Annotated in this window: 25 protein-coding genes; 20 read left to right on the top strand and 5 right to left on the bottom strand. The window is 40.1% G+C overall.

Annotation, left to right across the window (positions count from 1 at the left end; translation table 11 throughout):
* Positions 1 to 45 precede the first annotated feature (45 nt).
* From AC1MGI_RS18910 to rpsN, 6 genes are all read left to right on the top strand, one after another.
* A complete protein-coding gene (locus AC1MGI_RS18910; RefSeq protein ID WP_172796814.1) occupies positions 46 to 183 on the top strand; it encodes a hypothetical protein in 138 nt (45 codons plus the stop codon).
* 288 nt (positions 184 to 471) lie between these two features.
* Entirely contained in the window at positions 472 to 618 is a 147-nt protein-coding gene (locus tag AC1MGI_RS18905) for a hypothetical protein (protein ID WP_427690362.1), read from the top strand.
* Positions 619 to 752: 134 nt separating this feature from the next.
* Entirely contained in the window at positions 753 to 1,574 is an 822-nt protein-coding gene (locus AC1MGI_RS18900; RefSeq protein ID WP_480346985.1) for an AAC(3) family N-acetyltransferase, read from the top strand.
* A 319-nt stretch (positions 1,575 to 1,893) separates the two neighbouring features.
* Positions 1,894 to 3,081, top strand: a complete 1,188-nt coding sequence (locus AC1MGI_RS18895; RefSeq protein ID WP_480346983.1) for a GTP-binding protein — start codon at positions 1,894 to 1,896, stop codon at positions 3,079 to 3,081.
* A 31-nt stretch (positions 3,082 to 3,112) separates the two neighbouring features.
* Positions 3,113 to 3,262 (top strand): 50S ribosomal protein L33, encoded by a 150-nt coding sequence (gene rpmG, locus AC1MGI_RS18890; RefSeq protein WP_480346981.1) that lies wholly within the window; start codon positions 3,113 to 3,115, stop codon positions 3,260 to 3,262.
* 88 nt (positions 3,263 to 3,350) lie between these two features.
* Entirely contained in the window at positions 3,351 to 3,620 is a 270-nt protein-coding gene (gene rpsN / locus AC1MGI_RS18885; protein WP_062177707.1) for a 30S ribosomal protein S14, read from the top strand.
* A gap of 283 nt (positions 3,621 to 3,903) precedes the next feature.
* Here rpsN and AC1MGI_RS18880 read toward each other — a convergent pair whose 3' ends face one another.
* Together AC1MGI_RS18880 and AC1MGI_RS18875 are read right to left on the bottom strand one after the other, a co-directional pair.
* Positions 3,904 to 4,539 (bottom strand): 2OG-Fe(II) oxygenase, encoded by a 636-nt coding sequence (locus AC1MGI_RS18880; RefSeq protein WP_480346979.1) that lies wholly within the window; start codon positions 4,537 to 4,539, stop codon positions 3,904 to 3,906.
* Positions 4,540 to 5,331: 792 nt separating this feature from the next.
* Positions 5,332 to 6,456 (bottom strand): MFS transporter, encoded by a 1,125-nt coding sequence (locus AC1MGI_RS18875; protein ID WP_480349880.1) that lies wholly within the window; start codon positions 6,454 to 6,456, stop codon positions 5,332 to 5,334.
* Between the two features lie 411 nt (positions 6,457 to 6,867).
* Between AC1MGI_RS18875 and AC1MGI_RS18870 the strand changes: the two genes are divergently transcribed.
* Positions 6,868 to 7,323 carry a hypothetical protein gene (locus AC1MGI_RS18870; RefSeq protein ID WP_480346978.1) on the top strand — a complete coding sequence of 152 codons (456 nt, stop codon included), beginning with the start codon at positions 6,868 to 6,870 and terminating at the stop codon, positions 7,321 to 7,323.
* A gap of 457 nt (positions 7,324 to 7,780) precedes the next feature.
* Here the strand turns inward: AC1MGI_RS18870 and tagU are convergent, their stop codons facing one another.
* Positions 7,781 to 8,716 carry a polyisoprenyl-teichoic acid--peptidoglycan teichoic acid transferase TagU gene (gene tagU, locus AC1MGI_RS18865; protein ID WP_480346976.1) on the bottom strand — a complete coding sequence of 312 codons (936 nt, stop codon included), beginning with the start codon at positions 8,714 to 8,716 and terminating at the stop codon, positions 7,781 to 7,783.
* 226 nt (positions 8,717 to 8,942) lie between these two features.
* Between tagU and AC1MGI_RS18860 the strand changes: the two genes are divergently transcribed.
* Together AC1MGI_RS18860 and AC1MGI_RS18855 are read left to right on the top strand one after the other, a co-directional pair.
* Positions 8,943 to 9,860 carry an ABC transporter ATP-binding protein gene (locus AC1MGI_RS18860; protein WP_480346974.1) on the top strand — a complete coding sequence of 306 codons (918 nt, stop codon included), beginning with the start codon at positions 8,943 to 8,945 and terminating at the stop codon, positions 9,858 to 9,860.
* Positions 9,860 to 10,807: an ABC transporter permease gene (locus tag AC1MGI_RS18855; RefSeq protein ID WP_480346972.1), complete on the top strand. Its 948-nt coding sequence runs from the start codon at positions 9,860 to 9,862 to the stop codon at positions 10,805 to 10,807. Before AC1MGI_RS18860 ends, AC1MGI_RS18855 begins: the two co-directional genes overlap by 1 nt.
* Before the next feature lie 366 nt (positions 10,808 to 11,173).
* On the opposite strand, the gene AC1MGI_RS18850 is transcribed toward AC1MGI_RS18855, so the two are convergent.
* Positions 11,174 to 12,466 (bottom strand): replication-associated recombination protein A, encoded by a 1,293-nt coding sequence (locus tag AC1MGI_RS18850; RefSeq protein ID WP_480346970.1) that lies wholly within the window; start codon positions 12,464 to 12,466, stop codon positions 11,174 to 11,176.
* 376 nt (positions 12,467 to 12,842) lie between these two features.
* On the opposite strand from AC1MGI_RS18850, the gene cymR reads away from it, so the two are divergent.
* The 6 genes from cymR to AC1MGI_RS18820 all read left to right on the top strand — a co-directional run bounded on the left by cymR (position 12,843) and on the right by AC1MGI_RS18820 (position 19,788).
* A complete protein-coding gene (gene cymR / locus AC1MGI_RS18845; RefSeq protein WP_480346968.1) occupies positions 12,843 to 13,268 on the top strand; it encodes a cysteine metabolism transcriptional regulator CymR in 426 nt (141 codons plus the stop codon).
* Between the two features lie 394 nt (positions 13,269 to 13,662).
* Positions 13,663 to 14,805, top strand: coding sequence for a cysteine desulfurase family protein (locus AC1MGI_RS18840; protein ID WP_480346967.1), 1,143 nt, complete (start codon positions 13,663 to 13,665; stop codon positions 14,803 to 14,805).
* 25 nt (positions 14,806 to 14,830) lie between these two features.
* Complete coding sequence (gene mnmA / locus AC1MGI_RS18835; RefSeq protein ID WP_062177732.1) at positions 14,831 to 15,946, top strand: tRNA 2-thiouridine(34) synthase MnmA; 1,116 nt, start codon at positions 14,831 to 14,833, stop codon at positions 15,944 to 15,946.
* 385 nt (positions 15,947 to 16,331) lie between these two features.
* The gene (locus tag AC1MGI_RS18830) at positions 16,332 to 16,994 is read left to right on the top strand and encodes a tetratricopeptide repeat protein (protein ID WP_480349879.1); all 663 of its coding nucleotides are present in this window, start codon (positions 16,332 to 16,334) and stop codon (positions 16,992 to 16,994) included.
* Between the two features lie 25 nt (positions 16,995 to 17,019).
* The gene (recD2, locus tag AC1MGI_RS18825; RefSeq protein WP_480346965.1) at positions 17,020 to 19,422 is read left to right on the top strand and encodes an SF1B family DNA helicase RecD2; all 2,403 of its coding nucleotides are present in this window, start codon (positions 17,020 to 17,022) and stop codon (positions 19,420 to 19,422) included.
* Positions 19,423 to 19,599: 177 nt separating this feature from the next.
* Positions 19,600 to 19,788 (top strand): hypothetical protein, encoded by a 189-nt coding sequence (locus AC1MGI_RS18820; protein ID WP_480349877.1) that lies wholly within the window; start codon positions 19,600 to 19,602, stop codon positions 19,786 to 19,788.
* Between the two features lie 213 nt (positions 19,789 to 20,001).
* Here AC1MGI_RS18820 and AC1MGI_RS18815 read toward each other — a convergent pair whose 3' ends face one another.
* On the bottom strand, positions 20,002 to 20,994 hold the full coding sequence (locus AC1MGI_RS18815; protein ID WP_480346963.1) for a nuclease-related domain-containing protein: 993 nt from the start codon (positions 20,992 to 20,994) through the stop codon (positions 20,002 to 20,004).
* Between the two features lie 302 nt (positions 20,995 to 21,296).
* Here AC1MGI_RS18815 and AC1MGI_RS18810 point away from each other — a divergent pair, with 302 nt between their 5' ends.
* The 5 genes from AC1MGI_RS18810 to AC1MGI_RS18790 all read left to right on the top strand — a co-directional run bounded on the left by AC1MGI_RS18810 (position 21,297) and on the right by AC1MGI_RS18790 (position 26,568).
* Positions 21,297 to 22,367 carry an AI-2E family transporter gene (locus AC1MGI_RS18810; protein ID WP_480346962.1) on the top strand — a complete coding sequence of 357 codons (1,071 nt, stop codon included), beginning with the start codon at positions 21,297 to 21,299 and terminating at the stop codon, positions 22,365 to 22,367.
* A gap of 489 nt (positions 22,368 to 22,856) precedes the next feature.
* Positions 22,857 to 25,496: an alanine--tRNA ligase gene (gene alaS / locus AC1MGI_RS18805; RefSeq protein WP_480346960.1), complete on the top strand. Its 2,640-nt coding sequence runs from the start codon at positions 22,857 to 22,859 to the stop codon at positions 25,494 to 25,496.
* 75 nt (positions 25,497 to 25,571) lie between these two features.
* Positions 25,572 to 25,841 carry an IreB family regulatory phosphoprotein gene (locus tag AC1MGI_RS18800; RefSeq protein WP_028391906.1) on the top strand — a complete coding sequence of 90 codons (270 nt, stop codon included), beginning with the start codon at positions 25,572 to 25,574 and terminating at the stop codon, positions 25,839 to 25,841.
* Positions 25,841 to 26,263, top strand: a complete 423-nt coding sequence (gene ruvX, locus AC1MGI_RS18795; protein ID WP_480346958.1) for a Holliday junction resolvase RuvX — start codon at positions 25,841 to 25,843, stop codon at positions 26,261 to 26,263. The genes AC1MGI_RS18800 and ruvX overlap by 1 nt, the downstream gene beginning before the upstream one ends.
* Positions 26,264 to 26,277: 14 nt before the next feature.
* Positions 26,278 to 26,568, top strand: coding sequence for a DUF1292 domain-containing protein (locus AC1MGI_RS18790; protein WP_400623736.1), 291 nt, complete (start codon positions 26,278 to 26,280; stop codon positions 26,566 to 26,568).
* Positions 26,569 to 26,718 lie beyond the last annotated feature (150 nt).

Genomic DNA, 26,718 nt, shown 5'->3' with positions numbered 1-26,718 from the left:
CCAAAAAGGGACAAACTGTATTTGAAAAGAAAGGAGATGCAAGTCGTGACCAAAAAGTTCAATAAAGGTAGCCGTAATCAAAATGCACCACAATTACACGGACAAGTTCCGGTTAGTGGGGACAACAGTAAAGGAAATAAAAGAAATAAAGATCAGAACGATAAAACAGATGGTGAAAGTTAAATGGAACAAACCGGTCTATTCAGGCCGGTTTGTTCCATTTTGTTTATGTTCCGAATAATTGTTATCGTACTAGTGCAATTGTTGAGATATGCACATGAGCTGCACTTTTAGAACTGTTTAGAAGAAGGCATTTGTTGAAGGAACAAAAGGAACTTTCAAAGTCGAGAAGCTTTTTGAGTGTAATAAGTTGATAGATTGTGAATGTTGCTACCTCGACTAACGTAAGTGGTTTAATTGAAATTGAAAATGGTATAATTTAGAATGAATGGGAGATTCGGAGGTGGGGATATGTTTGAACTTATTTTAGTTCTCGTTTTTCTAGCGATTTTAATTATATTTTTGTTTGATTTTGCAAAATTTAGGCAGCAAAATCAAACGATAATTGAACAGAATGAAAAGGTTATTTCTCTATTAGAAGAAATTAAAAATAAATGATCACTGTCATTCTAGTAAAGGGTGCAAGAGTACAATCATGGAAGGCTGCTGCTGTGGCTTTTCTTTTCCTTACGAGGGAAGGACAGTTGGAAATGAAGTATAACATCAGGTTATGAATTGGAGATGCGAATGAAATGAAATCAATTATTGAAGCTACCACTTTTCCAAGAACTAGACAATCAATTGCTGAAGATTTGAGAGCTTTAGGATTAAATAAAGGAATGACCGTACTCGTACATTCATCTTTATCGTCTCTAGGATGGGTAAACGGTGGAGCTGTTGCTGTTATTCAAGCATTAATGGATGTGGTTACGGAACAAGGTACCATCGTGATGCCTTCTCAATCTGTGGAATTATCCGATCCTTCAGAATGGCAATACCCTCCTGTACCAGAGGAGTGGTGGCATGGAATTAAAGAAAGCATGCCGGCCTACAATGCTGATTATACCCCTACTGCTGGGATGGGGAAAATAGTTGAGGTATTGAGGTCTTATCCAGAAGTTTTAAGAAGTTCTCATCCAAATTACTCCTTTATAGCTTGGGGAAAGGACAAACATGAAATTCTTCATCAACAATCTCTTAATTTTGGATTTGGTGAACAATCCCCTTTAGGGAAACTGTATATGCGTCATTCATTTGTTTTATTATTAGGTGCTGGTTTTGATAGTAGTACTTGTTTTCATCTTGCTGAATACAGGATTCCTAATCAGAAAGTTATTAGCAAAGGTGCTCCTATGATAGTAGAAGACAAAAGAATATGGAAAGAATATTCAGATCTTGAATTTAGAGAGGAACTTTTTGAAGAAGTCGGTCAAGCATTTGAGGCTGAATATGATCTTACATCTGGTTTAGTTGGTTCTGCTAAAAGTCGCCTATTTTCACTTAAAGAAGCAGTTGATTTTGCTGAGGAATGGTTTAAAAATTATGATAGTAAACATAATCATAACTTTGAGTAATAAAGGGAGGTGGGTGTCTTTTAGATATCCAACTTCTTTTTGTTTTCTAGTTACCATACCTCTAAAAAGGCGTGTGAGCCCACGGATTCACACGAATGAGCCCAAATTCTTTTACAACGAGATTGTTTAACACCATTATTTTAAAAAATCGCTTGCAAATAGGAATTGTTACGTTTTATAATGATTAAGCAAATGTAAACGCAAATGAGGTTTTCCTTAGGTCTATCGAAACGTTACTCATTTTTTTAGAATATAAAACGTAATGATTTTGATTTGTGAGTTGGAATATCCGGAGGGGATTTCGCATGAGGGAGTGAACATGTTGAGTAATCAAAAGGTTCCAGTTACCGTACTGAGCGGGTATCTTGGTTCAGGAAAAACGACTTTGCTCAATCATATTTTAGCAAACCGTGAGCAATTGAAAGTAGCTGTTATCGTCAATGATATGAGTGAAGTGAACATAGATGCTGCATTAGTTAAACAAGGTGGCTTCCAGAAAACGGACGAGAAATTGGTGGAAATGCAAAATGGTTGTATTTGCTGCACGCTCAGAGAAGATCTACTAATTGAAGTAGAGAAGTTGGCCAAGCTAGGTGATATCGATTATATCGTCATCGAATCAAGCGGGATTAGTGAACCCATTCCAGTAGCTCAAACCTTTACATATGTGGATGAAAGTTTAGGAATCGACTTGTCTAAATACTGCAAGCTGGATACGATGGTGACGGTTCTCGATGCGAACCGCTTTTGGCACGATTATGCTTCTGGAGAAAGTCTGCTTGATCGTAAACAGGCTGTTGATGAAACGGATGCAAGGGAAGTAGCCGATTTATTAATGGATCAAATCGAATTTGCAAACGTGATTGTGCTGAATAAAGTAGATGTAGTAGCCCATTCCAATATTCAGGAATTAAAAGCCGTTTTGCAAAAATTTAATCCACAAGCGCGGATTATCGAGAGTGAGTATTCTAAGGTCCCACTTGATCAAGTATTAAACACGGGTCTGTTTGATTTTGAGACATCGAGTCAAGGAGCAGGTTGGCTAAAAGAATTAAACGAAGAGCATATTCCAGAAACAGAGGAGTATGGCATATCTTCGTTCGTGTATCGTCGTCATAAGCCGTTCCATCCTGAGAGGCTGATGACTTGGCTAAAAGATTGGCCAGTTGAGGTCGTTCGAGCAAAGGGATTTATTTGGTTAGCGACTAGAAATGATATCTCTGGACTATTATCGCAAGCAGGACCATCTTTGACGATTCAAGGAGCAGGAAATTGGATCGCCGCTTATCCGGAAGCGGAACGAAAACAACTATTGGCAGAAGAGCCTGAGCTTCTCAATCGCTGGGACGATACATATGGTGACCGTATAACAGAATTAGTCATGATCGGCATCAGTATGGATCAAAAGCAAATCGAGCAGACATTGGATGCATGCTTACTTACAGAAGAAGAAATGGTACAGGATTGGTCTACGTTTATAGATCCCCTGCCTTCATTTCATATATAAAATCTAGATAAATCTATGAGGAGGAAACATAATGAGAGTAAATATTACATTGGCATGTACAGAAACAGGAGATCGGAATTATATGACAACGAAGAATAAACGGAATAATCCCGAACGTATTGAGCTTATGAAATATTGTCCGAAATTGAAAAAACGTACCTTGCACAGAGAAACAAAATAAGTAGAACACCAATTATTAAGAGTCAGGCTTTAAATTATAAAACGTAATGGTTTTGTTTTAATAAAAGTAAGTAAAGGAGAATCGGAAAATGGCGAAGAAATCTAAAGTCGTAAAAGAGAAGAAAAGGCAAGAAATGGTGATGAAATATGCAGCTATCCGTCAGGAGCTCAAAGAAAAAGGAGATTATGTGGCTCTCAGTAAACTGCCAAGAGATTCTTCACCGACACGTCTGAAAAATAGATGTGAAGTGACAGGAAGACCAAGAGGATTCTTAAGAAAGTTCAAAATGTCCAGGATTGCCTTTAGGGATTATGCACATAAAGGACAAATTCCTGGCGTGAAGAAAGCGAGCTGGTAATGAAACAGGGGCTGCCCCTTTCGTTATAGGACAGCCCCGAATTTAAGCTGTGGGCATGATGAATTCAATCTTCCTTGAATCTCTGCCACGATATGAAATGTAGGTGCAATCGAATGAAATGAATGGATTGCACAGATAGAATGAGAAAAAGTATAGACCAAACGATTTGGTAGGGTTACGTGGTGCTAGATAGTCTTTTAGGAAACGACTAAGTTAAGCCCTTACAATGGTTTTTGAGAGGATCTGTCCGTCTTAGAACGTAAGAATACAAGTAAAAAATCCCCTATTTTTGTCTTCTCATCCATTGTGTTGCAACCCATTTTTCACCAGTAATAACGGGTGCTCCACCATGTAAAGTTCGTTCGTTTACGTTTTTGTCATTATAGAAGTATTCGAAATAAACCGCCATTCCTTTTTGTGGGGAGACTGAAAAATTTAGTTTCGGAAAAAAAGTTTCTCCGCCATACTCCACGTCGTTTAAGTACATGACCATTGTGCTAATTCTATTATTATTTGTTGCTTTACTTGTAGATGTAAAAAAGTCAAAATGAGCTTTATATTCTTGACCAGGAGTATATTTAAGAATTTGAATCCCTTCGCCGTGTTCAATGGGGATATTCATAATCGATGCTATTCTTTTTTCAATGTTGGTAATGGTGTCATTTTCATTTTCTTGAAAAAACATACTACTACTTGTTCTTATCTCATTGACATCGTGGGTAGCACCAATTTTAGAACGATGCATTTTGTCAATTGATAATCTAATTAGCTCGTTACATTCTTCGTCACTCAAAACATTTCCTAAAATTACGACTAGTGGTTCTTCTAATCTAGCAATGATATTAATTTCTCTATCTTCTGTTTTGATTGTATTGCCAATATGATTAAAAATCGTTTGTTCTTTACTATCCACTGTCAACTTTCATCGACTCCTTAGGAGATTTAATTTTCAGAATTATTAATTTTAACTTTTTTTGTAAGTTATTATTTATGATTATTATATCATGAACCGCACGTTTATAACGGTTTCTTATTCAGCTGATAAAGAAAATATTATTTTTCAGAAATCTTACATACAGTGTCTCAATTCAATTGGCATCCACTGCAGTCTGGGAGCTGGCTTTTTTAAAATTTATCCCGCATTAACGGGTAGTAAGACCCCACCTCAAGGCTTAGAGGAATCGAAGAAGCGTAGGTGGGGGAAAACTTGCCCATAAAAGCCCGATTGGTGAGATACAGTGAAACTTACCGATGCGTGAGCAGAGGTTTAGTTGAACCAATCGGGTTTGTCGTACTGTCGATTGATCGAAGCGAAAGCGAGGATCTTAGCGACAGTAGAACGGGACTAACAATCAGTGGGGGCTGAAGAACCCCCCCACTGATTGAAGTTTCACTTTATCAAACTTGAATCGTTTTGTTGTACCATTTTCTTTAATAGGGTGAAGGGAAATGAAGGTTGCAAAATTGAAGGTGGTAAGCGCCCTAAACAAGGCGATGCTGAGGCATTTAATACATTGATTCATGAAATTTGAGCCTGTTATGATTGCAATTTTTTCATAACAGGCTCTTTATATTTGCTATGTGTTGATTGCGAACTAGATAAAAAGCGTTGTTCTTTGGTCGTACCGTCTCGATCTCCATTAAGATATGAGCGTTTTAAAACGATCTTGATATTCTAGCAATGCCATTTCATAGACTCCAAGATTCTGCGTTACACGAGCGATCGTTTATTTTTCTTCAAAAAGTATAAATAAATAATCATCGAAATAAAAATTGAAAGAGCTGATGCTAAATAAATGCTTCGATAGCCGAATAGGTAGCCGATTTGTCCGAAAGTGATGGCACCAATCCCTACGCCAAGATCGAAGAAGGAGAAGAAGGTCGCGTTGGCCATTCCTTTTCGATTTCGTTCCGCCTTTTCAATGGACCACGCTTGGAGTGCTGGCTGGACCGTTCCAAAGCCAAGACCGTAGAATATGGCGGCTGTGTAGAGCACGATGTTATTTGGAAGCCATGCGAGAAGCAGCATAGCGATGAGAATACAGACAGCCGATGGAATGTAAATGAATATGTGACCTTTTGTATCGTATAGTTTTCCTGCATAAAGACGTGTAAATAAAAGAGCGATCGCATAGATGAGGAAATACCATTGAATGCCTGTGACTCCTTGTTTCATTGAATAGAGTGGGAGAAACGTGGCAATCCCGCCGAATGTTACGGTAATGAAAAATAATAAAATCGATGGTTGCAATGCTGTTTTTTCATAAAGATCCAATTTGCGGGTTGTCGTTTTTACAGCGGGTTTTTCACCTTTTTTGTAGTGAATGGTTGAAGCGAGTGCAACGGCCCCTAGTCCTAATGCTCCACATAGGAGAAATAGTGCTTGAAATGATAGTTTTCCAGCCAGTACTAGACCAAGTGAAGGACCGATTGCCAGTGCTAGATTTCCAGACAAGCCGTAAAAGCCCATCCCTTCACCACGTCTGCTCGCAGGAATGATATCGCTTGCAATTGTGCCGGAAGCAGTGGAAGAAAAGCCCCAACCGATGCCCTGGGCAACCCTTAGAGCGAATAGCATAAACATACTGGCCATGAAACCAAATGCTCCAACTGTAAGAACAAATATAGAAAGACCAAATAAAAATACAAACTTTCTTCCTCTTGTTTCAAGAATTTGTCCCGCAAATGGACGTACAATCAAGGCGGAAAATGTGAAAATTCCAACGACCATGCCAATTAATTGATCATTTCCCCCTAAGTATTCAACAAAGAGCGGAATGGTCGGTAATGTCATTTGAAAGCCGAGAAAAATAAAGAAGTTAGCGATACAAATCATCACAAAATCACGCGTCCATATTCTATCCTTACCTTGAGAACGTTGTGTTACGAAAGCTTTGTCCAATTATAAGTCCTCCTTCATTCCCTTCATATGTATATATTTTACTAAAATTTGGATGATAAAGCTATTGTTTAGGATAGGGGATTTTTCGTGTTGCTAAATATATTTTTATCCCGGTTTAACAGGCTGTAATACCCCCACCTTAATTTTTGAGGGAGAATCAAGAAATAAATAGGTGGAGGATAAACAGCCTGTATATCCCCGATTGGTTCAACTAACCATCCGTAGGGATGAAAAAACCCCACTGATGGAAGTTTCACTTTATCCCCACAAATTATGACATATCTGTTTCATGATCGGACATACATATGAAGAAGAGCTTGTTTTAGGAAATGGCAGGTGGAGGTTGTGAGAAAAAGAAGATATAAAAGGCGAATTGTATTGTTGATTATCTCGGCCAGCATAATCGGAATGATCCTTTTTGTTATGCTTAGGCTCCCAAGCAGCCCTGAGAAAGTGGTTCATGATTTTTATATGTATGAAGCTGAGGGGAGTTTTGATCAATCATGGTCATTGTTTCACCCTGATATGAAGATTCGGTTTCCAAAAGCAAATTATATCCAAACTCGTTCACATGTTTTTATGCAGCATATGGACGTTGATACATTTTTCTATGAAATTGGTAAGGCGAAGAAAAAGAAAGGATGGAGAATGAATAAAGCAGGTGAAGTGTTTGCTGAGGTCTATGAAGTACCGGTTGACGTTACTTTTCATTCTCAATTTGGTATTTTTACGATGCAGCAAAACTGTTATGTTGTGAAGGAAAAAGGAGAGTGGCTCATCCTATGGGATTATCGATTTTAGGTGTAGAATAAGGCTGAAATATTGTTCTTCTCCTTTTTCATTCAAAATATGATAATAGGTTTTACATAGATCTTTTTGCACGATTACTAATGGCCTTTAGGATGAACATTTTCTCTTGTGAGGTAAGCATTGTCCAACTGCCAGCTTTAATTTTCATGGCGATCGACTCCTATTTTTTAATTTATAGGGAAAAAGTACTTTCTCCTTATCAAAAGTATACCGCGAATTACGCTATCATAAACAAGATAAATTCCTACAAATTTTTTGCATAGACTCGTATTTTGTCAAACAATCGTCTGCTTTTGCTCAATCATTATTTTCATAAACTAAAAATGAAAAGGGGGGACCAAAAGTAAAGGGTCAGACCCAGCAACTACTTCATACAGTTTAAATGGAGTGTAAATAACACGATAAACTGTATGGTGAGTGCAAGATCAGACCCTTTTGACATTCTTTATTATTTTAATTCTAAATGTACTTTTAGTTCGTCATGAATTCTTTGTTTTTCTTCGTTACTTACAATTCCGTAGTAGATTCCATCGATTTTTTTACCTTCACTCTTAATCTCCATTTGTTCAACACTTTTTGCTGCAGTGCGATAGTGTTTTTGGATGTCGTTCATTTGCGAGAATGTAAGATTTGTTTCAATATTTTTGCTTAAAGCTTCAAAAATAGTCGAGTAGTTTGTTAATGTAGCAAAGCTTGCCCCTTTATTAATGACTCCTTGAATGATCTCACGCTGTCTGTATTGACGTCCGAAGTCACCGCGTGGATCTTCATATCTCATTCGAGAGAAGCTTAACGCTTTCGCTCCATCTAATTTGATTTTTCCAATTGGGAAGTGATCTCCCTCATAGCTAAAGTCTAAATCATTGTTTACTTCAACACCGCCAACTGAATCTACAATATCTTTAAACCCTTCCATGTTGATTTTTACGTAATAATCTAATGGGATATCAAGGAAGTTCTCGACTGTATCCATCGACATTTTCACGCCACCAAATGCATAGGCATGGTTAATCTTGTCCACTCTATTTTTGCCGATAATATCAGTTCGAGTATCGCGTGGGATACTTAACATTTTCACGGAATTTGTTTCCGGGTTAACGGTTAAAACGATCACCGTATCAGAGCGTCCACTGTCTCCTTTACGTTCATCAACCCCTAGCAAGAGGACGGAAAATGGTTCCTGGTTTGTATAGGCGATTTCGCTTTGTCGTTTATCAGAAATGGGACGATCTTCAATTGGTGTATGCATCGTATTAACCGCTTTTGTAAGAGAATGATAGACGGAGTATGCATAAGCGCCACCTGCTACTACCAAAATGAGAAGGGTAATACTGATAATCTTCAGCCATCTCTTTTTCTTCTTCGTTTTATTTGAACGTTTCATCTAGTACTTCCTTCCTATTTACAAAAATGGGACTTAAAATTCATTATATAGAAATTTACTAGAGTTGGATAGTGTTTTGTGGTGGAATAATGACTTAGACTGGCGAATCTTAATGAAAATTTAGAGAATCTTAATGTGACACATTAGACAGATAATGTTAAAATTTATAGGTATTTCCTTTTGTAAAGTGGTTATACGATGTTTGCTGAAAAGGAGTGGATTTGATTTGGTAGTTGTCTCGTTAAATAACGTCACGAAGAAAATTGGTAGTAAGACGATTATTGATAATCTTAGTTTTGATGTGCACGCGGGGGAGGTGTTTGGTTTTCTTGGGCCGAATGGGGCTGGAAAAACAACGACGATTCGGATGCTTGTTGGGTTGATGAAGATAACGTCAGGAGATATTTTCATAGATGGACATAGTGTGAAAGCTAATTTTGAAGAAGCGATCAGTAAAGTGGGCGCCATTGTTGAGAATCCTGAAATGTATAAATTTATGTCTGGTTATGATAATTTGAAGCATTATGCAAGGATGGTAAAAGGCGTAACGCTAGAGCGGATTGATGAAGTTGCAGAGCTTGTTGGATTGCAGAATCGAATGAAAGAGAAAGTGAAGACCTATTCATTAGGGATGCGTCAGCGACTTGGTATTGCACAGGCTTTGCTTCATCGACCCAAAGTATTGATTTTGGATGAGCCGACGAATGGACTTGATCCAGCCGGTATCCGGGAAATCCGTGATTACTTGAAACGACTAGCTCGCGAGGAAGACATGGCCGTGATCGTATCGAGTCACTTATTGTCTGAAATGGAAATGATGTGTGATCGGATTGGCATCATTCAAAATGGGCGTATGGTTGATGTGCAACTTGTGAATGACATGGTGAATGGCGGCAATGTTTCCTATGTGATTTCAGCAAAACCGATTGATCAAGCTTTCAATGTGTTGCAACATGCATTTGAAGGTATAAATGTGAAAATGACGAAGCAACTCCTTCATGTGGAAGGCGAATCTGTTGATATTCCTAAACTAGTAAAACGACTCGTTGAAAACCAATGTGATATTTATGAAGTGAAACAAGTCAATCAATCTCTTGAAGAGAAATTCCTTGAAATTACAAGTGAAAAAGGAGGGATCGCTTAATGGGATTACTTGCAAATGAATGGATCAAGATTTTTAAGCGGAAATCAAGTTATATTATGATTGGAATCCTTGCGATCATTGTGTTGGTTGCGGCAATTGGGATGACGTTTATAAATAACCAGGGCACTGAAACTGGCGATAATGGAAACTGGAAGACGGCACTGGAGGCAGAAAATAAAGACTTAAAGGAAGAGCTCAAGTCAACTCCAGGTCCTTATAAAAAAGAGGTTGAAAGAGTCATTGCTGAGAATGAGTACCGCATCACACATGAAATGCCAAGAGTGACGTCTTATAACGTATGGACGTTTATGAATGGGATGATGGGGTTAGTCGATATCGTAGCATTGTTTACGATCATTATCGCGGCGGGAATCGTGGCAAGTGAATTCAGCTGGGGTACGATTAAGCTGTTGCTGATTCGCCCGATTAATAGAGCGAAAATTTTGTTGAGTAAATACATAACGGTCCTCTTATATGCTCTATTTATGCTAGCTATTTTATTTGTTTTAAGCTTTATTTTAGGTGCTGCTTTCTTTGGGTTTGAGCAGAGCCAGCCACATTTGGCCTATTTAGATGGTCAGATTGTTGAACGTACACAAATTCCATTTTTACTTTCCCAATACGCATTGAGTTCGGTTGGCTTGCTGATTTTTACGACGATGGCGTTCATGATTTCGGCTGCTTTCCGGAACAGTTCCCTTGCTATCGGACTATCCATCTTCCTACTATTAGTCGGTAGTATTGTAACATCCATCATTGCGGGATTCTTTGATTGGGCAAAATATTTACTATTCGCAAATACGAATTTGCTTCCGTACTTTGGAACAGGTACACCGATGGTTGAAGGTATGACCTTAGCGTTCTCGCTCATTGTGCTTCTTGTGTATTTCATCATCTTCCTTGTCGTAGCATTCTGGGCTTTTGTAAAACGAGATGTAGCAGCTTAATTTGTGTACCCCCGAATGAGTATAATTCGGGGGTTTTTGCTACGAAAAGCTTTCTGGCGGTAAAAGATTGGTGCATGGAATCGGCGTCTTAGTTTCAAGCTCCATCTGTTGTCCTGTTTAACTGTGCTCCGGCACGCAAACCTCCAAACCGGCACGAAACAGCTTCAATCTGGCACGTAATGAAACGAATCCGGCACGCAAATTTGCTTTCCGGCTCGAAAAGTCTGAGACTTCGCTTATTTATTCCATTAAGCAAGATGAAGTTTCGGAGGAAAGTGTAATAAATAGGTTAGATCGTGTGAATGGGGCTCTGTCACTCTATTGCTACTTAATCTAGGTGGCATTATGTCAAAAAAAGCCAAGCCTTTATTTCCGTGTAGGATTAGGCTTGGCGTTTTTTTCAATTTTATCATAAACAGCTGCAAGGGCTTGTTCAAATTTTCCGCTCGTTTTTGGCTGGTAATATTTTTTAGTAACCAGTTTATTTGGCAAATATTGCTGTTTCACCCAGCCGCTTTCATAGTTATGCGGGTACAAATATTCAACGCCGCGTCCGAGTTCTTTGGCCCCCTTGTAGTGGGCATCTTTCAGATGGTCAGGTATGTCACCAGTGTTTCCAGCCCGAATATCAGCAAGTGCTGCGTCAATCGCCATAATTGCTGTGTTTGATTTAGGGGATAAGCACAGCTCGATGACTGAATTAGTGAGTGGGATACGTGCTTCCGGAAAACCGAGGCGTTCAGCTGCTTCGACTGCTGCTAATGCACGAGGTCCAGCTTGTGGATTAGCGAGACCAACATCTTCGTAGGCAATGACGACGAGTCTACGGGCGATGCTGACTAAATCGCCTGCTTCAATTAGACGCCCTAAATAATGAAGGGCGGCATTCACATCACTGCCACGAATGGATTTTTGAAAGGCAGAAATCACGTCATAATGGGCATCGCCGTCTTTGTCGTGAGAAAAGCTTTTTTTCTGAATGCATTCCTCTGCAATTTCTACTGTAATCGTAATCGTCCCATCAATGTCAGGCTCTGTTGAGATGACCGCGAGCTCTAGGGCGTTCAAAGCGCTTCTAACGTCACCATTGGAGGCGGTTGCCAAATGAAGGAGTGCTTCATCACTTACATCTGTAGAATATTTCCCAAGTCCTCGTTCATCATCATCGATCGCACGTTTCAAAGCCGTAACAATGTCATCGGGTTCAAGTGCTTTTAATTCGAAAATTTGACAACGACTCCGAATAGCTGGGTTGATTGCATGATAAGGATTACTTGTTGTCGCTCCTATTAATGTAATCATGCCATTTTCAAGATATGGTAACAGGAAATCTTGTTTCGCTTTGTCGAGTCGATGAACTTCGTCTAATAAGAGAATGACTTTCCCTGACATTTTTGCCTCGGCAGCGACAATTTCCATATCTTTTTTATTATTAGTCACCGCGTTCAAAGTACGAAAGGCAAATTGGGTACTGCCAGCAATGGCGCTAGCAATAGACGTTTTGCCAACCCCAGGCGGGCCGTATAAGATCATTGAAGAAAGCTGTTTTGCTTTGACCATTCGATAGATAATTTTTCCCTCATCAACGAGATGCTCTTGCCCCATCACTTCCTCGATAGAACGGGGGCGCATCCTAAATGCAAGTGGTTTTATGGACATTGTCATCGCTCCTATAGCTTTTGTGTAAGATAAAGGTATCATATTTTTCACGAAAAAGAACGTAAATAGGCTAACGGAGCGTGTTCAAAAAGTCTGGTAAAGAAAAGCTTGCGAATTTCTTTGTCGCGCATTTTTGACCTTCTGTTAAAAACGCGTACGTTCTGTGCAAAGATCCGTTCCTCATGCATTCCTGCATACGCGAAAGGTTCTTGAGATGCGCTCGCAGAATTTCTCGGCTCTTTTTATCCTCCTTTTTGAACATGCACTAATATGCATTTCACCTAGGATTATGCTATAATTTTTAAAGCATATTAATCCGATCATGAAATAATGAAATAGGTTATAAATTGAAGGAAAACATAAAGGTGGGTAAACGATGAGAATCTCGACAAAAGGCCGCTATGGCTTAACCATTATGATTGAATTGGCAAAGCAGTATGGCGAGGGGAAGAGTCCGACATCGCTTAAGTCGATTGCACAGACACATAATTTATCAGAACATTATTTAGAACAGCTGATCGCACCGCTTCGAAATGCTGGCTTAGTTCGCAGTATTCGTGGAGCATATGGCGGCTATATTTTAACGAAAGAACCGAAAGAAATTACGTCTGGTGATATCATCCGTGTACTGGAAGGCCCGATTACCCCGGTTGAAGGAATTGAGGATGAAGAACCAATTAAACGCCAACTATGGGTTCGGATTCGGGATGCAGTAAAGGATGTCCTAGACAGTACGACACTTGAGGATCTAACGAATTATAAAGATGATAGCGAACATGATTCGTATATGTTTTATATTTAATACCTTTAAAACGGTGAAGGAATAAAAAGGGCTTAACTCCAAGACTACACCATGTAGAAGCTGTTTATCCGCAATCTTCTGAAATGGTAGTTGTGGAGTTAAGCTCCTTTTTTCTTTTTAAAATATGCTGTGTTATATAACGTTGTTGATTTTTGGCTTATTTTAGCTCTACCTTCCAGCATAGCTGAAAGACGTGTGAAATCAGGGTTTCACACGAATGAGCCAAAAATCTTTTTAACAATAATATTGTTTAACATAGCCTTAAAATAAGTCGTTTAGTGAAATCATTGTTTTGCATCATGTCAAATAAAATTATAGAATATGACCATCATGAAAATTTCAGGATAAATTGACATGGAAAATTTATTTTCTTTTATATATCGGAGGAACTAACGTGAAGAATGTGTATTTAGATCATGCGGCAACATCACCGATGCATCCGCGTGTGATTGATCGGATGATGGCTGTCATGAAGGATGAGTATGGCAATCCGTCTAGTATTCACTCGTACGGCCGCGCGTCGCGTCATGTACTGGATGAGTCCCGTGCGATGATGGCTCGGAGCATTGGTGCGTTGTCGAATGAAATCATTTTTACAAGTGGTGGTACGGAAAGTGATAACACGGCGCTAATTGGTATTGCGCGTGCTTATCAGCATCAAGGCAAGCATATTATTACGACAGAAATAGAACATCATGCCGTCCTTCATACATGCCAGTTTTTGGAGAAATCTGGTTTTGAAGTAACCTATTTACCAGTTAATGAAGAAGGGCTTGTTTCGGTTGAAGAGGTACGATTGGCACTTCGGGATGATACCATCCTCGTTTCCATCATGTTTGGTAATAATGAGGTCGGAACGATACAACCGATTCAGCAAATCGGTGAGCTATTACAGAATCATCCAGCATTTTTCCATACGGATGCGGTACAAGCGTACGGTTTGGTGAAAATCGATGTGAATGAACTTCATGTTGATTTACTTTCGGTTAGTGCTCATAAAATCAATGGACCTAAAGGTATCGGTTTTCTCTACATTCGAGACGGCATTAAGCATCAGCCGCATTTGTACGGTGGCGAGCAAGAACGAAAGCGTCGTGCTGGAACGGAAAGTGTCCCAGCGATTGCTGGCTTTGCAGAGGCCGTTACGATTGCACAAAGCACAATTTTGGAGAAAAGTGAGCTGTATGTAAGCTATAAAAAAGTTATTTTAGATATTTTTAACGAGGCTTTTGTGGACTATATCGTGAATGGGTCTAGCGAATCATCATTGCCGCATGTGTTAAATATTAGTTTTCCTGGAACAAATGTGGAATCGATGCTTGTGAATTTGGATTTGGCAGGCATTGCTGTTTCGAGTGGATCTGCCTGTACAGCGGGGTCCATCGATCCTTCTCATGTCCTTGTTTCGATGTTTGGCAAAGATTCTGAACGGACGAAAAACTCGATTCGCTTTAGTTTTGGCTTAAACAACTCTGAGCAAGATGTGAGACAAGCGGCACATGAAACGGTTAAGATAATCAACAGATTGTTGAAATAAAGAATTAGGTAAGAGGTGAAACATAATGAATAAAGCACCTAAAGACACGCGTGTCGTAGTCGGTATGTCAGGTGGCGTTGATTCATCTGTTGCTGCTCTGCTTTTGAAAAAACAAGGCTATGATGTAGTCGGGATTTTCATGAAGAATTGGGATGATACAGACGAAAACGGCGTTTGTACCGCAACAGATGATTATAATGATGTAATTGCTGTATGTAATCAAATTGGTATTCCATATTATGCTGTGAACTTTGAGAAGCAATATTGGGACAAAGTGTTTACGTACTTTTTAGAGGAATATAAAGCAGGCCGAACACCGAATCCGGACGTTATGTGTAACAAGGAAATTAAGTTCAAAGCATTTCTTGAACATGCAGTCAGCCTTGGTGCCGATTATTTAGCAACGGGTCATTATGCACAGGTTGCTTACCGTGACGGCGAATATAAAATGCTTCGCGGTATCGATGAGAATAAAGATCAAACGTATTTCTTGAATCAGTTGACGCAAAGCCAGTTGGAAAAGGTCATGTTCCCACTTGGTCACATTGATAAAAAAGAAGTGCGGGAAATTGCCAAAGAAGCTGGACTCGCAACAGCAACGAAGAAGGACTCAACTGGCATTTGCTTTATCGGTGAACGCAATTTTAAAGACTTCTTAAGTAACTATTTACCCGCACAGCCTGGTAATATGGAAACGTTGGATGGAAAAGTGATGGGCAAGCATGAAGGTCTCATGTATCATACAATCGGTCAACGACACGGACTTGGTATTGGCGGCAGTGGAGAGCCTTGGTTTGCGGTGGGCAAAGACTTGAAACGGAATATATTGTATGTCGGACAAGGTTTCGAAAATGATGTGCTATACTCTGATTCACTTAAAGCGGTCAATATGAGCTGGGTTGCAGAGCATGCACCTGCCGCGGAATTTAGCTGTACAGCCAAATTCCGTTACCGTCAAACGGACAGTAAAGTGGATGTGAAAGTGCTTGAAAATGGCGATGTTGAAGTCATCTTTGCTGAGCCAGTTCGCGCGATCACACCTGGACAAGCCGTTGTTTTCTATGATGGCGATGTGTGTCTTGGCGGCGGTACGATTGATGAAGTGTTTAAAAATAATGAAAAACTGACATATGTCGGATAATGATCATCCCCAGCCGTGGTTTGGCTGGGGATTTTGTGATTTTACTGTTTAGGTGAGTGGATCAAATGGAGATCTGGCACGTAAATCTCAAATTCCGCTTGAAACGTACAGATTCCGACGCGCAAACACCCCAGTCTGGCACGTAAATAGGCAATTCCCGCTCGCAAACCTTGTAAAGGAAGGTTTACGCACGAAGTAGGATGAAATGAATCGTACAGAACTCACGAATCATAGATTATCCATTCATTTGCTGTGCATTCCTACCGTACGATTAATGATGAGCCGACTTCTTTATGGTATACTGCTAAAGAATGAAATCTAATGGAGATGTCCCATAAATAAAGGGTCAGACCCTTTTTTATAGATTAAATGGAGAGTGAATATGATGGATAAAAACCAACAAGGAATTCAATATATGCAAGAAGGTAAGTATGAAGAAGCGGTGAAGATTTTTTCCGAGGCGATTGAGGAAAACCCGAAAGAGCCTGTAGCATACATAAATTTCGGCAATGTTTTAACTGCAGTTGGCGAAACAGCGAAGGCAGAGAGTTTCTATAAAAAAGCACTTGAACTCGATAAAGAAGCTGGGGCCGCTTATTACTCGCTAGGAAATCTGTATTTTGAAATGGACAAGCTCATCGAAGCGAAGGATATGTTTGAAAAGGCGCTTCGTACCGGGCTAGATACGAGTGATGTGTATTTTATGCTTGGCATAACTTTGATGCAGCTTGATCAAGGGAAACTCGCAATGCCGTACTTGCAACGTGCGGTTGAATTGAATCAGGATGATGTCGATGCTCGTTTTCAATATGCGCTTTGCTTAGCTAATGCGGAGTTGTACGATGAGCTAATTAAAGAATTGGAAATCGTGATTGAACAGAATCCAGAGCATGCAGACGCTTACTACAATCTTGGCGTGGCATTTGGTGGCTATAAAGAAGATGCTGTGAAGGCTATTGAATATTTCGAGAAAACTTTGGAAGTGCAGCCTGATCATATGCTAGCAGCTCATGGGAAAAAATTGATGGAAACGCTGAACGAAGAATAAGATCGTTTTGGAAAGGGGGAACCGTATGAGCCAGCAGGATGCGTTGGATCTTTTTTCAGAAGAGAAGAAATTTATGAAGGGTCGGCACTTAGTAACAATTTTTCATAATGAGTCAAATTTGTATTCTGTCGTGCGGATTCGCCTCGATGAAACGAATTTGGAATACGACGAGCAAGAAGCTGTTGTAACAGGGTATTTTCCAAAGATTCATGAGCAGGAAACGTATATTTTTTATGGCACGATGAAGGATCATCCGCGGTTTGGCATGCAGTTTCATGTCGAACATTTCAGGAAAGATATGCCGCAGTCGAAAGAAGGAATCGTCGCTTATTTATCGAGTGATTTGTTTAAAGGGATTGGGAAAAGAACGGCAGAAAGCATTGTCGATACACTTGGTGAGAATGCCATTTCGAAAATACTTGCCAATCCGTCACTCTTGGATACGGTTCCGAAATTATCATCTGAAAAAGCGAAAGGCTTCTACGATACATTGATTGAACATCAAGGGTTGGAACAAGTGATGATTGGTTTGAATCAATATGGATTTGGACCACAGCTTTCGATGAAAATTTATCAAATGTACCAACATGATACATTGTCGATTTTACAAAAGAATCCTTATCAGCTTGTCGAGGATATTGAAGGAATCGGCTTTGGCCGAGCGGATGAACTTGGGTTTCAGCTTGGTATTTCAGGGGGGCATCCTGATCGAATTAAAGCAGCCTGTTTGTATACGCTTGATGCCCAATGTCTTCAAGACGGCCATGTGTATATGGAGGCTGAGGATTTACTAGAGGCAGTTAAGAGCATGCTCGAAGAAAATAAACGAGATGAAATTGAGTTTGCAGCGATTTCTTCGGAAATTGTGAAGCTTGAGGATGAAGGGAAAATCAAAGTCGAGGAGCGTCGGATTTATCCGCCCTCTTTATATTTCTCAGAAAAAGGGATTGTCACGAATATAAAGAGAATTTTAGCGCAAACCGAGTATGAAGATCAATTTCCTGAATCTGAATTTTTGCTGGCGCTTGGTGAATTAGAGGAGCGGCTTGGCGTCGATTATGCCCCGGCCCAGAAAGAAGCGATTCAGACGGCGCTTCAGTCGCCGATGTTGATTTTGACAGGAGGACCGGGAACGGGGAAAACGACAGTTATTAAAGGAATCGTTGAGCTGTATGCAGAGCTCCATGGTGTGTCGATGGACATTCACGACTATAAAAAAGAGACTGAACCATTTCCGTTTGTCTTGGCAGCACCGACTGGACGTGCGGCAAAGCGAATGGCAGAATCCACAGGTTTGCCGGCTGTAACTATTCATCGGCTTCTCGGTTGGAATGGGAGTGAAGGATTTTCCCATGATGAAGAGAACCCGATCGAAGGGCGAATTGTGATTATTGATGAAATGTCGATGGTTGACACATGGCTTGCTCATCAGCTGTTAAAAGCCTTACCTGAACATGTACAGCTTATTATGGTTGGAGATGAAGACCAGCTCCCATCGGTTGGTCCCGGTCAGGTGTTAAAGGATTTACTGGCATCACAATCGGTTCCGATGGTTGGCCTTGAGCAAATTTACCGCCAGGCAGATGGTTCTTCGATTATTGAACTTGCCCATGAAATTAAGCGAGGAAGATTGCCTGCAAGTTTCAGTCAGCAGCAAAGCGACCGTTCCTTCATCCGCTGTGGCACAGGACAAATCGCCCAAGTCGTTGAAAAAGTCGTCGCGAATGCCCGTAATAAAGGCTTTACATCAAGAGATATTCAAGTGCTTGCCCCGATGTACCGGGGGCCGGCCGGGATTGATAATCTAAACAAAATGCTTCAAGAAGTGTTCAACGGCAATGCTGATGCGAAAAAACGGGAGCTGAAATTTGGCGATGTCGCTTACCGGAGTGGCGACAAAATATTGCAACTCGTCAATCAACCTGAAGAAGGCGTCTATAACGGCGATATGGGCGAAATAGTCTCCGTCCTTTTTGCCAAGGAAAATACGGATAACGTCGATAAGCTAGTCATTTCGTTTGAGGGAATCGAAGTAGTCTATACACGGCAAGATTTAAATCAAATTACCCATGCTTATTGCTGCTCGATCCATAAATCACAAGGAAGTGAATTTCCGATCGTGATTTTACCTGTCGTCAAAAGCTATTATCGAATGTTGCGGCGAAATCTATTGTACACGGCGATTACAAGAAGTAAAAATTTCTTGATTTTATGCGGAGAAGAAGATGCCTTCCGTCAAGGAATTGAACGCAATAATGAAATGAAGCGCAAAACGACATTGATGCAAAAACTACAAGCAACTGACATGGAAGAAACTAATGCTACAGAGATTATAGAGACTGAAGCAGCAGTCGATCCTTTCGAAATGCTCATGAAGGTTGACCCAATGATTGGCATGGAACACGTCACACCATATGATTTTATGTAACCAAACATGGAAAACCTTTCAGTTCATCTTTGTTTGTCTAAAGACAAATACTAAAGATGTTCGGAAAGGTTTTCTTTGCATAAGGGTATGTTTCATGGAAAAAATGGGCATAATCGTAGCGAATGAAATGTTGAAATATCATTTCGGTCTATGAAGAGGTAGGTGTCCATTTTGGAAATTAAATGCCCGAATTGTAACAGTAAAGATGTAGGTAAAATCGGTGTCAATCAGTTCTATTGTTGGAATTGTTTCATTGAAATGAGTGTAATAAAAGGGATCATTAATACCCATCAAGTCGAGGAGGACGGAAGTTTAAGCTCGTTGGACGACTTGTTTGAAGAAGATGATCGCCGTTTGAGTATGTAAACGCGAGAAAAGAGGTGCAACAATGAGGAGACGTTCAAAAAACTTCCTTGGTAACAGTACCGGTATGATGAAAAAATACACGAAAAAGATGCGAAAAAAATTAAAATCGATGCTTTAATACAGAAACCCCGACATTTGTGCGGGGTTTTTCGCTGTATACATGTAATTATGCGTCAAACTCAAGGTTTGTGCGCCGAATCCCGAAAATACGCGTCAACTTAATAATTCACCATCATCATTCAATTGAATGATGTAAGCTTGTCCTTTTTTAAGACCAGTAGTTGGGAATTGGAATTCTTTCAGAAGTTTCGTAGCGGTTGTTCTGGATTCGAGTAAAATAAATTCTCGTAGCTCTCGATTCGTGATCGAGGGTTTGATTAATAATGCATAGTCTCGAATAGAGGTCTGATGCGCACTTTTAGAAGTTGAGCCACAGCCAGGGCACGTCCATATCCCATGAGATCGCACTAAAGAAAAAGAAGTACATAAAGGGCATTGAATCCCTTTGATCAAATCACTCTTTTGGATAGAATATTTTGCTGAGATTTCTTGGTTGAGTGGGGTATGGGCCTGTAGCAATACATTTGAAATTCGCTGTATCTCCTTTTTCGTAAAGATTTCATTTGGATGTTTGTATTCGAGGAATTGAATGCTTTGTAATAGTTTTTCTTTATGAATCACCTTTTTTGAAATATGGTTGTTTGATGTCGTTGTCTTTAGTTGAGTATAAGAATTCGGGAAGATTATGAGTGTTTCAAGAGGGACCTTTGAGACCTTTTTTGATTGAAAAAAATGATGAAGATTAAAAACTTGTCGTTCAGCTTGTAAAAGGGGATCAGGAAATGTTTCTTCTTCCTGGGACGTATTGGTTCGAATGATTTGATTAAAATGAGGATCGAAATGGACGATGCCTGAATAATTCTTCACTTCTAAAATTAAGAAAAATGTTGCGGAAAGAATTAAATAGTCAAGCTGAAAGAACTTATCTTTTCTAATCGGAAGTCTAAGATTGTGAAAAATAAAATATTGCTGCTCGTTTAAAAACTCTAAATAGTAAAGAAGAGATTCTTCTCCTTTAAATCCTACGGTGGTTCGGCCAAGATCATTCTGAATCTGAGAGCGGGCCGGATGGTCAATCGGGGTTCTTTCAAAAAGAGCTTGCAACTTTCTTAAAGAAAGCGGTGTGGTGAGAGGTTTAATAAACAAATTATCACTCCTTTATAATTTCCAAAGTAATTCATTCGCTATTTATAAGATTATTTCCTTCTTTTAATAAAAAATTGACAGGAAGTTAGTTTAAAATTGCAAGTACGTGTCAAATCCGGGAGTTATGCGTCAAATCCTGAAAATATGAGTCAAGATCGGGAGTTATGCTTTAAATTCGAAAAATACGCGTCAAATTCAGAATTTGTGCGTCGAATCGAAAAATACGCGTCAAACGCAGAATTAATCCTCCATACATATTTTCCCCACGCCTCACGAACACTACTATTTGTGAGGTGAGGTGTATGAACATTCGAATGAAGTGGTTTTATCGACTGGGATTTCTGTTGCTATTATTTATTGTTTTATATATTTTTATGAAGCTCAAGCCGATGTGGGCACCGATTGTAGGCGTAGGGATGAAGGTGCTTATTCCCTTTTTAATTGCGGCGTTTATTAGTTATCTCTTGCACCCAGTAGTGGAGCTTTTGCATAAAAAGGGTTTGAAGCGAGGGCTTTCCATTGTCATTATCTATTTATTGTTCTTTGGCGGGTTTGGTTTTGCTGTGTACAAAGGAATTCCCATCATGACCGAACAAATCAGAGAGTTGTCTGAGAATGCGCCTCAAGCAGCGGAGCAATATCGGGATTGGACAGACTGGATTGGTCGTAAGACGGAGGATTGGCCATTGGGCATTCATGAACGATTAGATGCTACTATCCTCAAGATTGAAGGTAAATTGGAATCGTTGATGGATACAATCATGAGCTATTCGATGAAGCTATTTGATTTTGTGTTATTAATTGCTCTAATCCCATTTATTGCTTTTTATATTGTAAAAGATTATGATGCATTGAAAAAAATGACACGATATTTAACACCACGAAAATGGCGCAACCAAGGGATTGCTTTTTTAAAAGATATCGACGTTTCGCTTGGTGGCTATATTCGTGGGCAAATCATCGTGTGTGCGGCAATCGGTGGTATTTCTTCGCTACTATTCTGGATTGTCGGGATGAAATATCCCTTACTGCTAGGCGCGCTTATTGGGATTACCAATATCATTCCATACTTCGGTCCGATTTTCGGTGCGATTCCGGCGGCGTTAATTGCGGCTTCGATTTCTGTAAAAATGATTATGATTGTCGTTGTCATTGTCTTGGTGTTGCAATTTTTAGAAGGGAATATCCTTTCACCACTTATTATTGGAAAAAGCTTGCATATGCACCCGATCTTTATTATGTTTGCGCTGTTGGTTGGTGGAGAAGTAGGAGGTGTGATTGGGTTAATCATTGCGGTTCCTATTCTTGCTGTCGTAAAAGTATCTGTCATTCATGCACGGATACATTTTAAAAATAACCCATCCACCGATTAAAAATGGCGGTATCGGCAAGTATCCATTGACAAATGAAAATCTTGTGAATATAATCCAATACATATGCTTTATTTTTACACGAGAACTCGTTGAAGGATCAAGTACTCTGTAGCCCTTCTTAAAGAGAGGCAGTCCCCATGGCTGAAAGGGATGCCAGAATGAAGAACAGTGGAAAGCTAGTCCGGAGTGCAGTTAATTCCTGCCGTATGCCGCGTTAAGGCGTTGATTGAGGTGATGAGTGGCGCATTTGCACTCATAATCAGGGTGGTACCGCGAGCAAACTCTCGTCCCTGTCAGGGATTAGGGTTTTTTTTGTGTTCAAAAAAGGTAAAACAAGGTGTTTACGTAGTACGAAATAACTAATATTTAGGGTATCTAAGCTAAGGGGCAGACCTCGCAACAATTAAATACGTATACACGGAATACTGATTTAGAGTGCTTAGGTCAGCCCCTGATAAGACGCTTTTTAAAAATAAGGAGGAAATAGCTATGAAGAACTTAACAGGCGCGCAAATTCGTCAAATGTATTTAGATTTCTTTAAAGAAAAAGGTCATTCCGTTGAACCTAGTGCATCACTTGTGCCACATGAAGATCCAACATTGCTTTGGATTAATTCAGGTGTAGCTACTTTGAAAAAATATTTTGATGGTCGTGTGATTCCAGAAAATCCACGGATTACGAATGCACAAAAAGCGATTCGGACGAATGATATTGAAAACGTCGGAAAAACGGCACGTCACCATACGTTTTTTGAAATGCTTGGAAACTTCTCGATTGGCGAATATTTCAAGGAAGAAGCGATCACATGGGCATGGGAATTTTTGACGGATGAGAAATGGATTGGTTTTGATCCGGAAAAATTAGCTGTGACGATCCATCCTGAAGATGAAGAGGCGTTTGAGCTTTGGAATAAAAAAATTGGTATTCCAGCTGAGCGCATTATCCGTCTTAAAGAAAATTTCTGGGATATCGGCGAAGGTCCAAGTGGCCCGAATACAGAGATTTTCTATGACCGCGGACCTGAATATGGTGATGATCCGAATGATCCTGAACTTTATCCAGGCGGCGAAAATGAACGCCATCTTGAAGTGTGGAACTTAGTATTCTCTCAATTCAACCACAATCCTGATGGTAGCTACACACCACTTCCAAAGAAAAACATTGATACCGGAATGGGCCTTGAACGGATGGCTTCCGTTGTCCAAGACGTGCCAACGAACTATGATACAGATTTATTCATGCCAATTATCCGTGCGGTTGAAGAAATTTCTGGCGTGAAATATCGTACTGATGTAGAAAAAGATGTTGCATTTAAAGTCATTGCCGACCATATTCGTACTGTAGCATTTGCTGTCGGTGATGGAGCACTTCCTTCAAATGAGGGACGTGGATATGTATTGCGTCGCTTACTACGCCGTGCTGTACGTTATGCGAAACAAATTGATATTAATCGACCATTCATGTTCGAGCTTGTTCCTGTTGTCGGTGAAGTGATGTATGATTTTTACCCAGAAGTGACAGATAAAGCGGAATTCATTGCGAAAGTTGTGAAAAACGAGGAAGAACGTTTCCACGAGACATTGCATGATGGCTTATCAATTCTTGCTGATGTGATTGAAAAAGCGAAGAATTCTGGCAGCACAATCATCCCAGGGGCTGACGTATTCCGTCTTTATGATACATATGGCTTCCCGGTTGAATTAACGGAAGAATATGCAGAAGAACAGGGGATGACGGTTGACCAAGCTGGTTTTGATACAGAAATGGAAGCTCAGCGAAAACGTGCACGCTCTGCACGTCAAGATGTCGATTCGATGCAGATCCAAGGTGGAGCGCTTGGCGACATTAAAGTAGAGAGTAAATTTGTCGGCTATGATGAGCAAGAAACAGAAGGACAAGTGCTTGCAATCGTTAAAGATGGCGACCTTATAACCGAAGCGCATGAAGGGGAAGAAGTTCAAGTCATTTTGAGCCAAACGAGCTTCTATGCTGAAAGCGGCGGACAAATTGCAGATAAAGGGATTGTCGTTAACGAAGACGTAAAATTGAATGTGTTAGACGTTCAAAAAGCACCAAATGGTCAAAATCTACACAGAGTGACGGTTGAAGCTGGAACATTAACACAAGATGCAAATGTAATTACAGTTGTGGATGCTGATAATCGTAGCCAAATTATTAAAAATCATACAGCGACCCACCTATTGCATCAAGCGTTAAAAGATGTGCTAGGAACTCATGTAAACCAAGCGGGATCCCTTGTGGAACCAGACCGTCTGCGTTTTGACTTCTCTCATTTCGGACAAATCACAGCAGAAGAGCTTGAGCAAATTGAGGCAATCGTAAATGAGAAGATTTGGAAAAGTATTGCTGTAAATATTGACTACAAAAACATTGAAGAAGCAAAAGAGATGGGCGCAATGGCTTTGTTCGGCGAGAAATACGGTAAAATCGTTCGTGTCGTTCAAGTTGGCGATTATAGCCTAGAGCTTTGCGGAGGGTGCCATGTTCCGAACACAGCGGTAATTGGTTTGTTCAAAATTGTCTCTGAAAGTGGAATTGGTGCAGGAACTCGTCGTATTGAAGCAGTTACTGGAGCGGGTGCCTATACACTAATGGCTGATCAAATTGGTGTCTTAAAAGAAGCGGCTGCCAAATTAAAAACGAATCTAAAAGAAGTTCCAGCTCGAATCGAATCCGTTTTATCGGAAGTGAAAGAGCTACAACGTGAAAACGAGAGCTTAGCGACTAAACTTGGCAATATTGAAGCAGGAAATCTTGTTTCACAAGTGAAAGAAGTAAATGGCGTTAAAATTCTTACGGCAAATGTGCAAGCGACAGATATGAATAATCTTCGGACAATGGCAGATGAATTGAAACAGAAGCTAGAATCCGTTATTATCGTATTAGGTTCAGCACAAGGAGATAAGGTCAACTTGATTGCTGCGGTCACGAAGGACTATATTGATCAAGGCTATCATGCTGGTAAATTGCTGAAAGAAGTAGCTGGCATTTGCGGCGGCGGCGGCGGCGGTCGTCCAGATATGGCACAAGCTGGTGGAAAAAATCCGGCAAAATTGAATGAAGCGCTAAGTTTTGTGGAAGAATGGGTAAAATCCGTTTCATTATAAATCTGACTAGTGTACAATGTATGTATCCATGGAAACCCGTTCGGAAATATGGAATGTTGAAAAGAGGTGCAGGACATGAGTTCGTTTGATAAAACCATGAAATTCAACTTTCCGGAAGAGCCCTTTGAGAGAGATGTGCAAGAGGTATTATTCCAAGTCTACGGTGCACTTCAGGAAAAAGGCTATAATCCAATTAACCAAATCGTCGGTTACCTGCTTTCCGGTGACCCAGCCTATATCCCGCGCCATCAGGATGCGAGGAATATCATTCGGAAGCTTGAGCGTGACGAGATTATTGAGGAATTGGTGAAATCATATTTAAAACAACATCGTGAGGGTCGTTAATGCGTACAATGGGGCTTGATTTAGGTTCGAAAACCCTTGGTGTTGCGATCAGCGACGCAATGGGTTGGACCGCACAAGGAATAGAAACGATTAAGATTAATGAGGCCCAAAAGGACTTTGGCTTAAAACGACTTGGACAACTTATTGAAGAGTACGAGGTTTCTGCAATTGTTATTGGATTTCCAAAAAACATGAACGGAACGATCGGACCGAGAGGCGAAGCGAGTCAAGCATTCGAAAAGCGCCTCGAAGATAAATTCAAGCTGCCAACTCACCTTTGGGATGAACGGCTATCCACAATGGCTGCAGAACGTGTTTTGCTTGAAGCAGATGTGAGCAGAAGTAAACGGAAGCTAGTCATCGACAAAATGGCTGCCGTTATGATTCTTCAAGGCTTTTTAGACAGACAAACAAATTTATAAAGAGGTGCATACAAATGGAACATGGTGAGAATAACATTACAATTGTAGATGAAAACGGAAATGAACAGCTTTGCGAGGTATTATTCACATTTGATTCTGAGCAATTTAACAAATCATATGTCCTTTACTACCCAATCTCAGCTGAAGACGACGAAGATGAAGAAATAGAAATTCATGCTTCTTCTTTCGTACCAAGTGAAGACAATAAAGACGGTGAACTATCCCCAGTTGAAACAGAAGAAGAGTGGGATGTAATCGAAGAAATGCTTTCTACATTCCTTGATGAAGAAGGCGACGAAGACTGATCTAATTGATCGCTTATCTATCTAAAAGAGGTTGTCCCGTTATGGGATAGCCTCTTTTCTTTTTATGGACATGGGGCGGGGCTTCGCGACTCACTAATATAGCCAATCTACAATGTAGATTTACTTCCAATATTTAAGAAAATACTCCAA

It is taken from the genome of Peribacillus sp. BM1 (assembly GCF_056679975.1).
Note: the sequence above shows the minus strand (reverse complement) of the source record. Positions and strands in the feature narration are given on the sequence as shown.

What these genes read in the sequence shown, in the direction of transcription:
- AC1MGI_RS18875 (WP_480349880.1), bottom strand. Translation starts at nt 6,456, where the DNA reads ATGATTTGTATCGCTAACTTCTTTATTTTTCTCGGCTTTCAAATGACA.
- AC1MGI_RS18850 (WP_480346970.1), bottom strand. Translation starts at nt 12,466, where the DNA reads ATGTCCATAAAACCACTTGCATTTAGGATGCGCCCCCGTTCTATCGAG.
- mnmA (WP_062177732.1), top strand. Translation starts at nt 14,831, where the DNA reads ATGAATAAAGCACCTAAAGACACGCGTGTCGTAGTCGGTATGTCAGGT.
- AC1MGI_RS18905 (WP_427690362.1), top strand. Translation starts at nt 472, where the DNA reads ATGTTTGAACTTATTTTAGTTCTCGTTTTTCTAGCGATTTTAATTATA.
- AC1MGI_RS18810 (WP_480346962.1), top strand. Translation starts at nt 21,297, where the DNA reads ATGAACATTCGAATGAAGTGGTTTTATCGACTGGGATTTCTGTTGCTA.
- AC1MGI_RS18900 (WP_480346985.1), top strand. Translation starts at nt 753, where the DNA reads ATGAAATCAATTATTGAAGCTACCACTTTTCCAAGAACTAGACAATCA.
- alaS (WP_480346960.1), top strand. Translation starts at nt 22,857, where the DNA reads ATGAAGAACTTAACAGGCGCGCAAATTCGTCAAATGTATTTAGATTTC.
- recD2 (WP_480346965.1), top strand. Translation starts at nt 17,020, where the DNA reads ATGAGCCAGCAGGATGCGTTGGATCTTTTTTCAGAAGAGAAGAAATTT.
- rpsN (WP_062177707.1), top strand. Translation starts at nt 3,351, where the DNA reads ATGGCGAAGAAATCTAAAGTCGTAAAAGAGAAGAAAAGGCAAGAAATG.
- AC1MGI_RS18800 (WP_028391906.1), top strand. Translation starts at nt 25,572, where the DNA reads ATGAGTTCGTTTGATAAAACCATGAAATTCAACTTTCCGGAAGAGCCC.
- AC1MGI_RS18790 (WP_400623736.1), top strand. Translation starts at nt 26,278, where the DNA reads ATGGAACATGGTGAGAATAACATTACAATTGTAGATGAAAACGGAAAT.
- ruvX (WP_480346958.1), top strand. Translation starts at nt 25,841, where the DNA reads ATGCGTACAATGGGGCTTGATTTAGGTTCGAAAACCCTTGGTGTTGCG.
- AC1MGI_RS18855 (WP_480346972.1), top strand. Translation starts at nt 9,860, where the DNA reads ATGGGATTACTTGCAAATGAATGGATCAAGATTTTTAAGCGGAAATCA.
- cymR (WP_480346968.1), top strand. Translation starts at nt 12,843, where the DNA reads ATGAGAATCTCGACAAAAGGCCGCTATGGCTTAACCATTATGATTGAA.
- tagU (WP_480346976.1), bottom strand. Translation starts at nt 8,716, where the DNA reads ATGAAACGTTCAAATAAAACGAAGAAGAAAAAGAGATGGCTGAAGATT.
- AC1MGI_RS18895 (WP_480346983.1), top strand. Translation starts at nt 1,894, where the DNA reads ATGTTGAGTAATCAAAAGGTTCCAGTTACCGTACTGAGCGGGTATCTT.
- AC1MGI_RS18830 (WP_480349879.1), top strand. Translation starts at nt 16,332, where the DNA reads ATGGATAAAAACCAACAAGGAATTCAATATATGCAAGAAGGTAAGTAT.
- rpmG (WP_480346981.1), top strand. Translation starts at nt 3,113, where the DNA reads ATGAGAGTAAATATTACATTGGCATGTACAGAAACAGGAGATCGGAAT.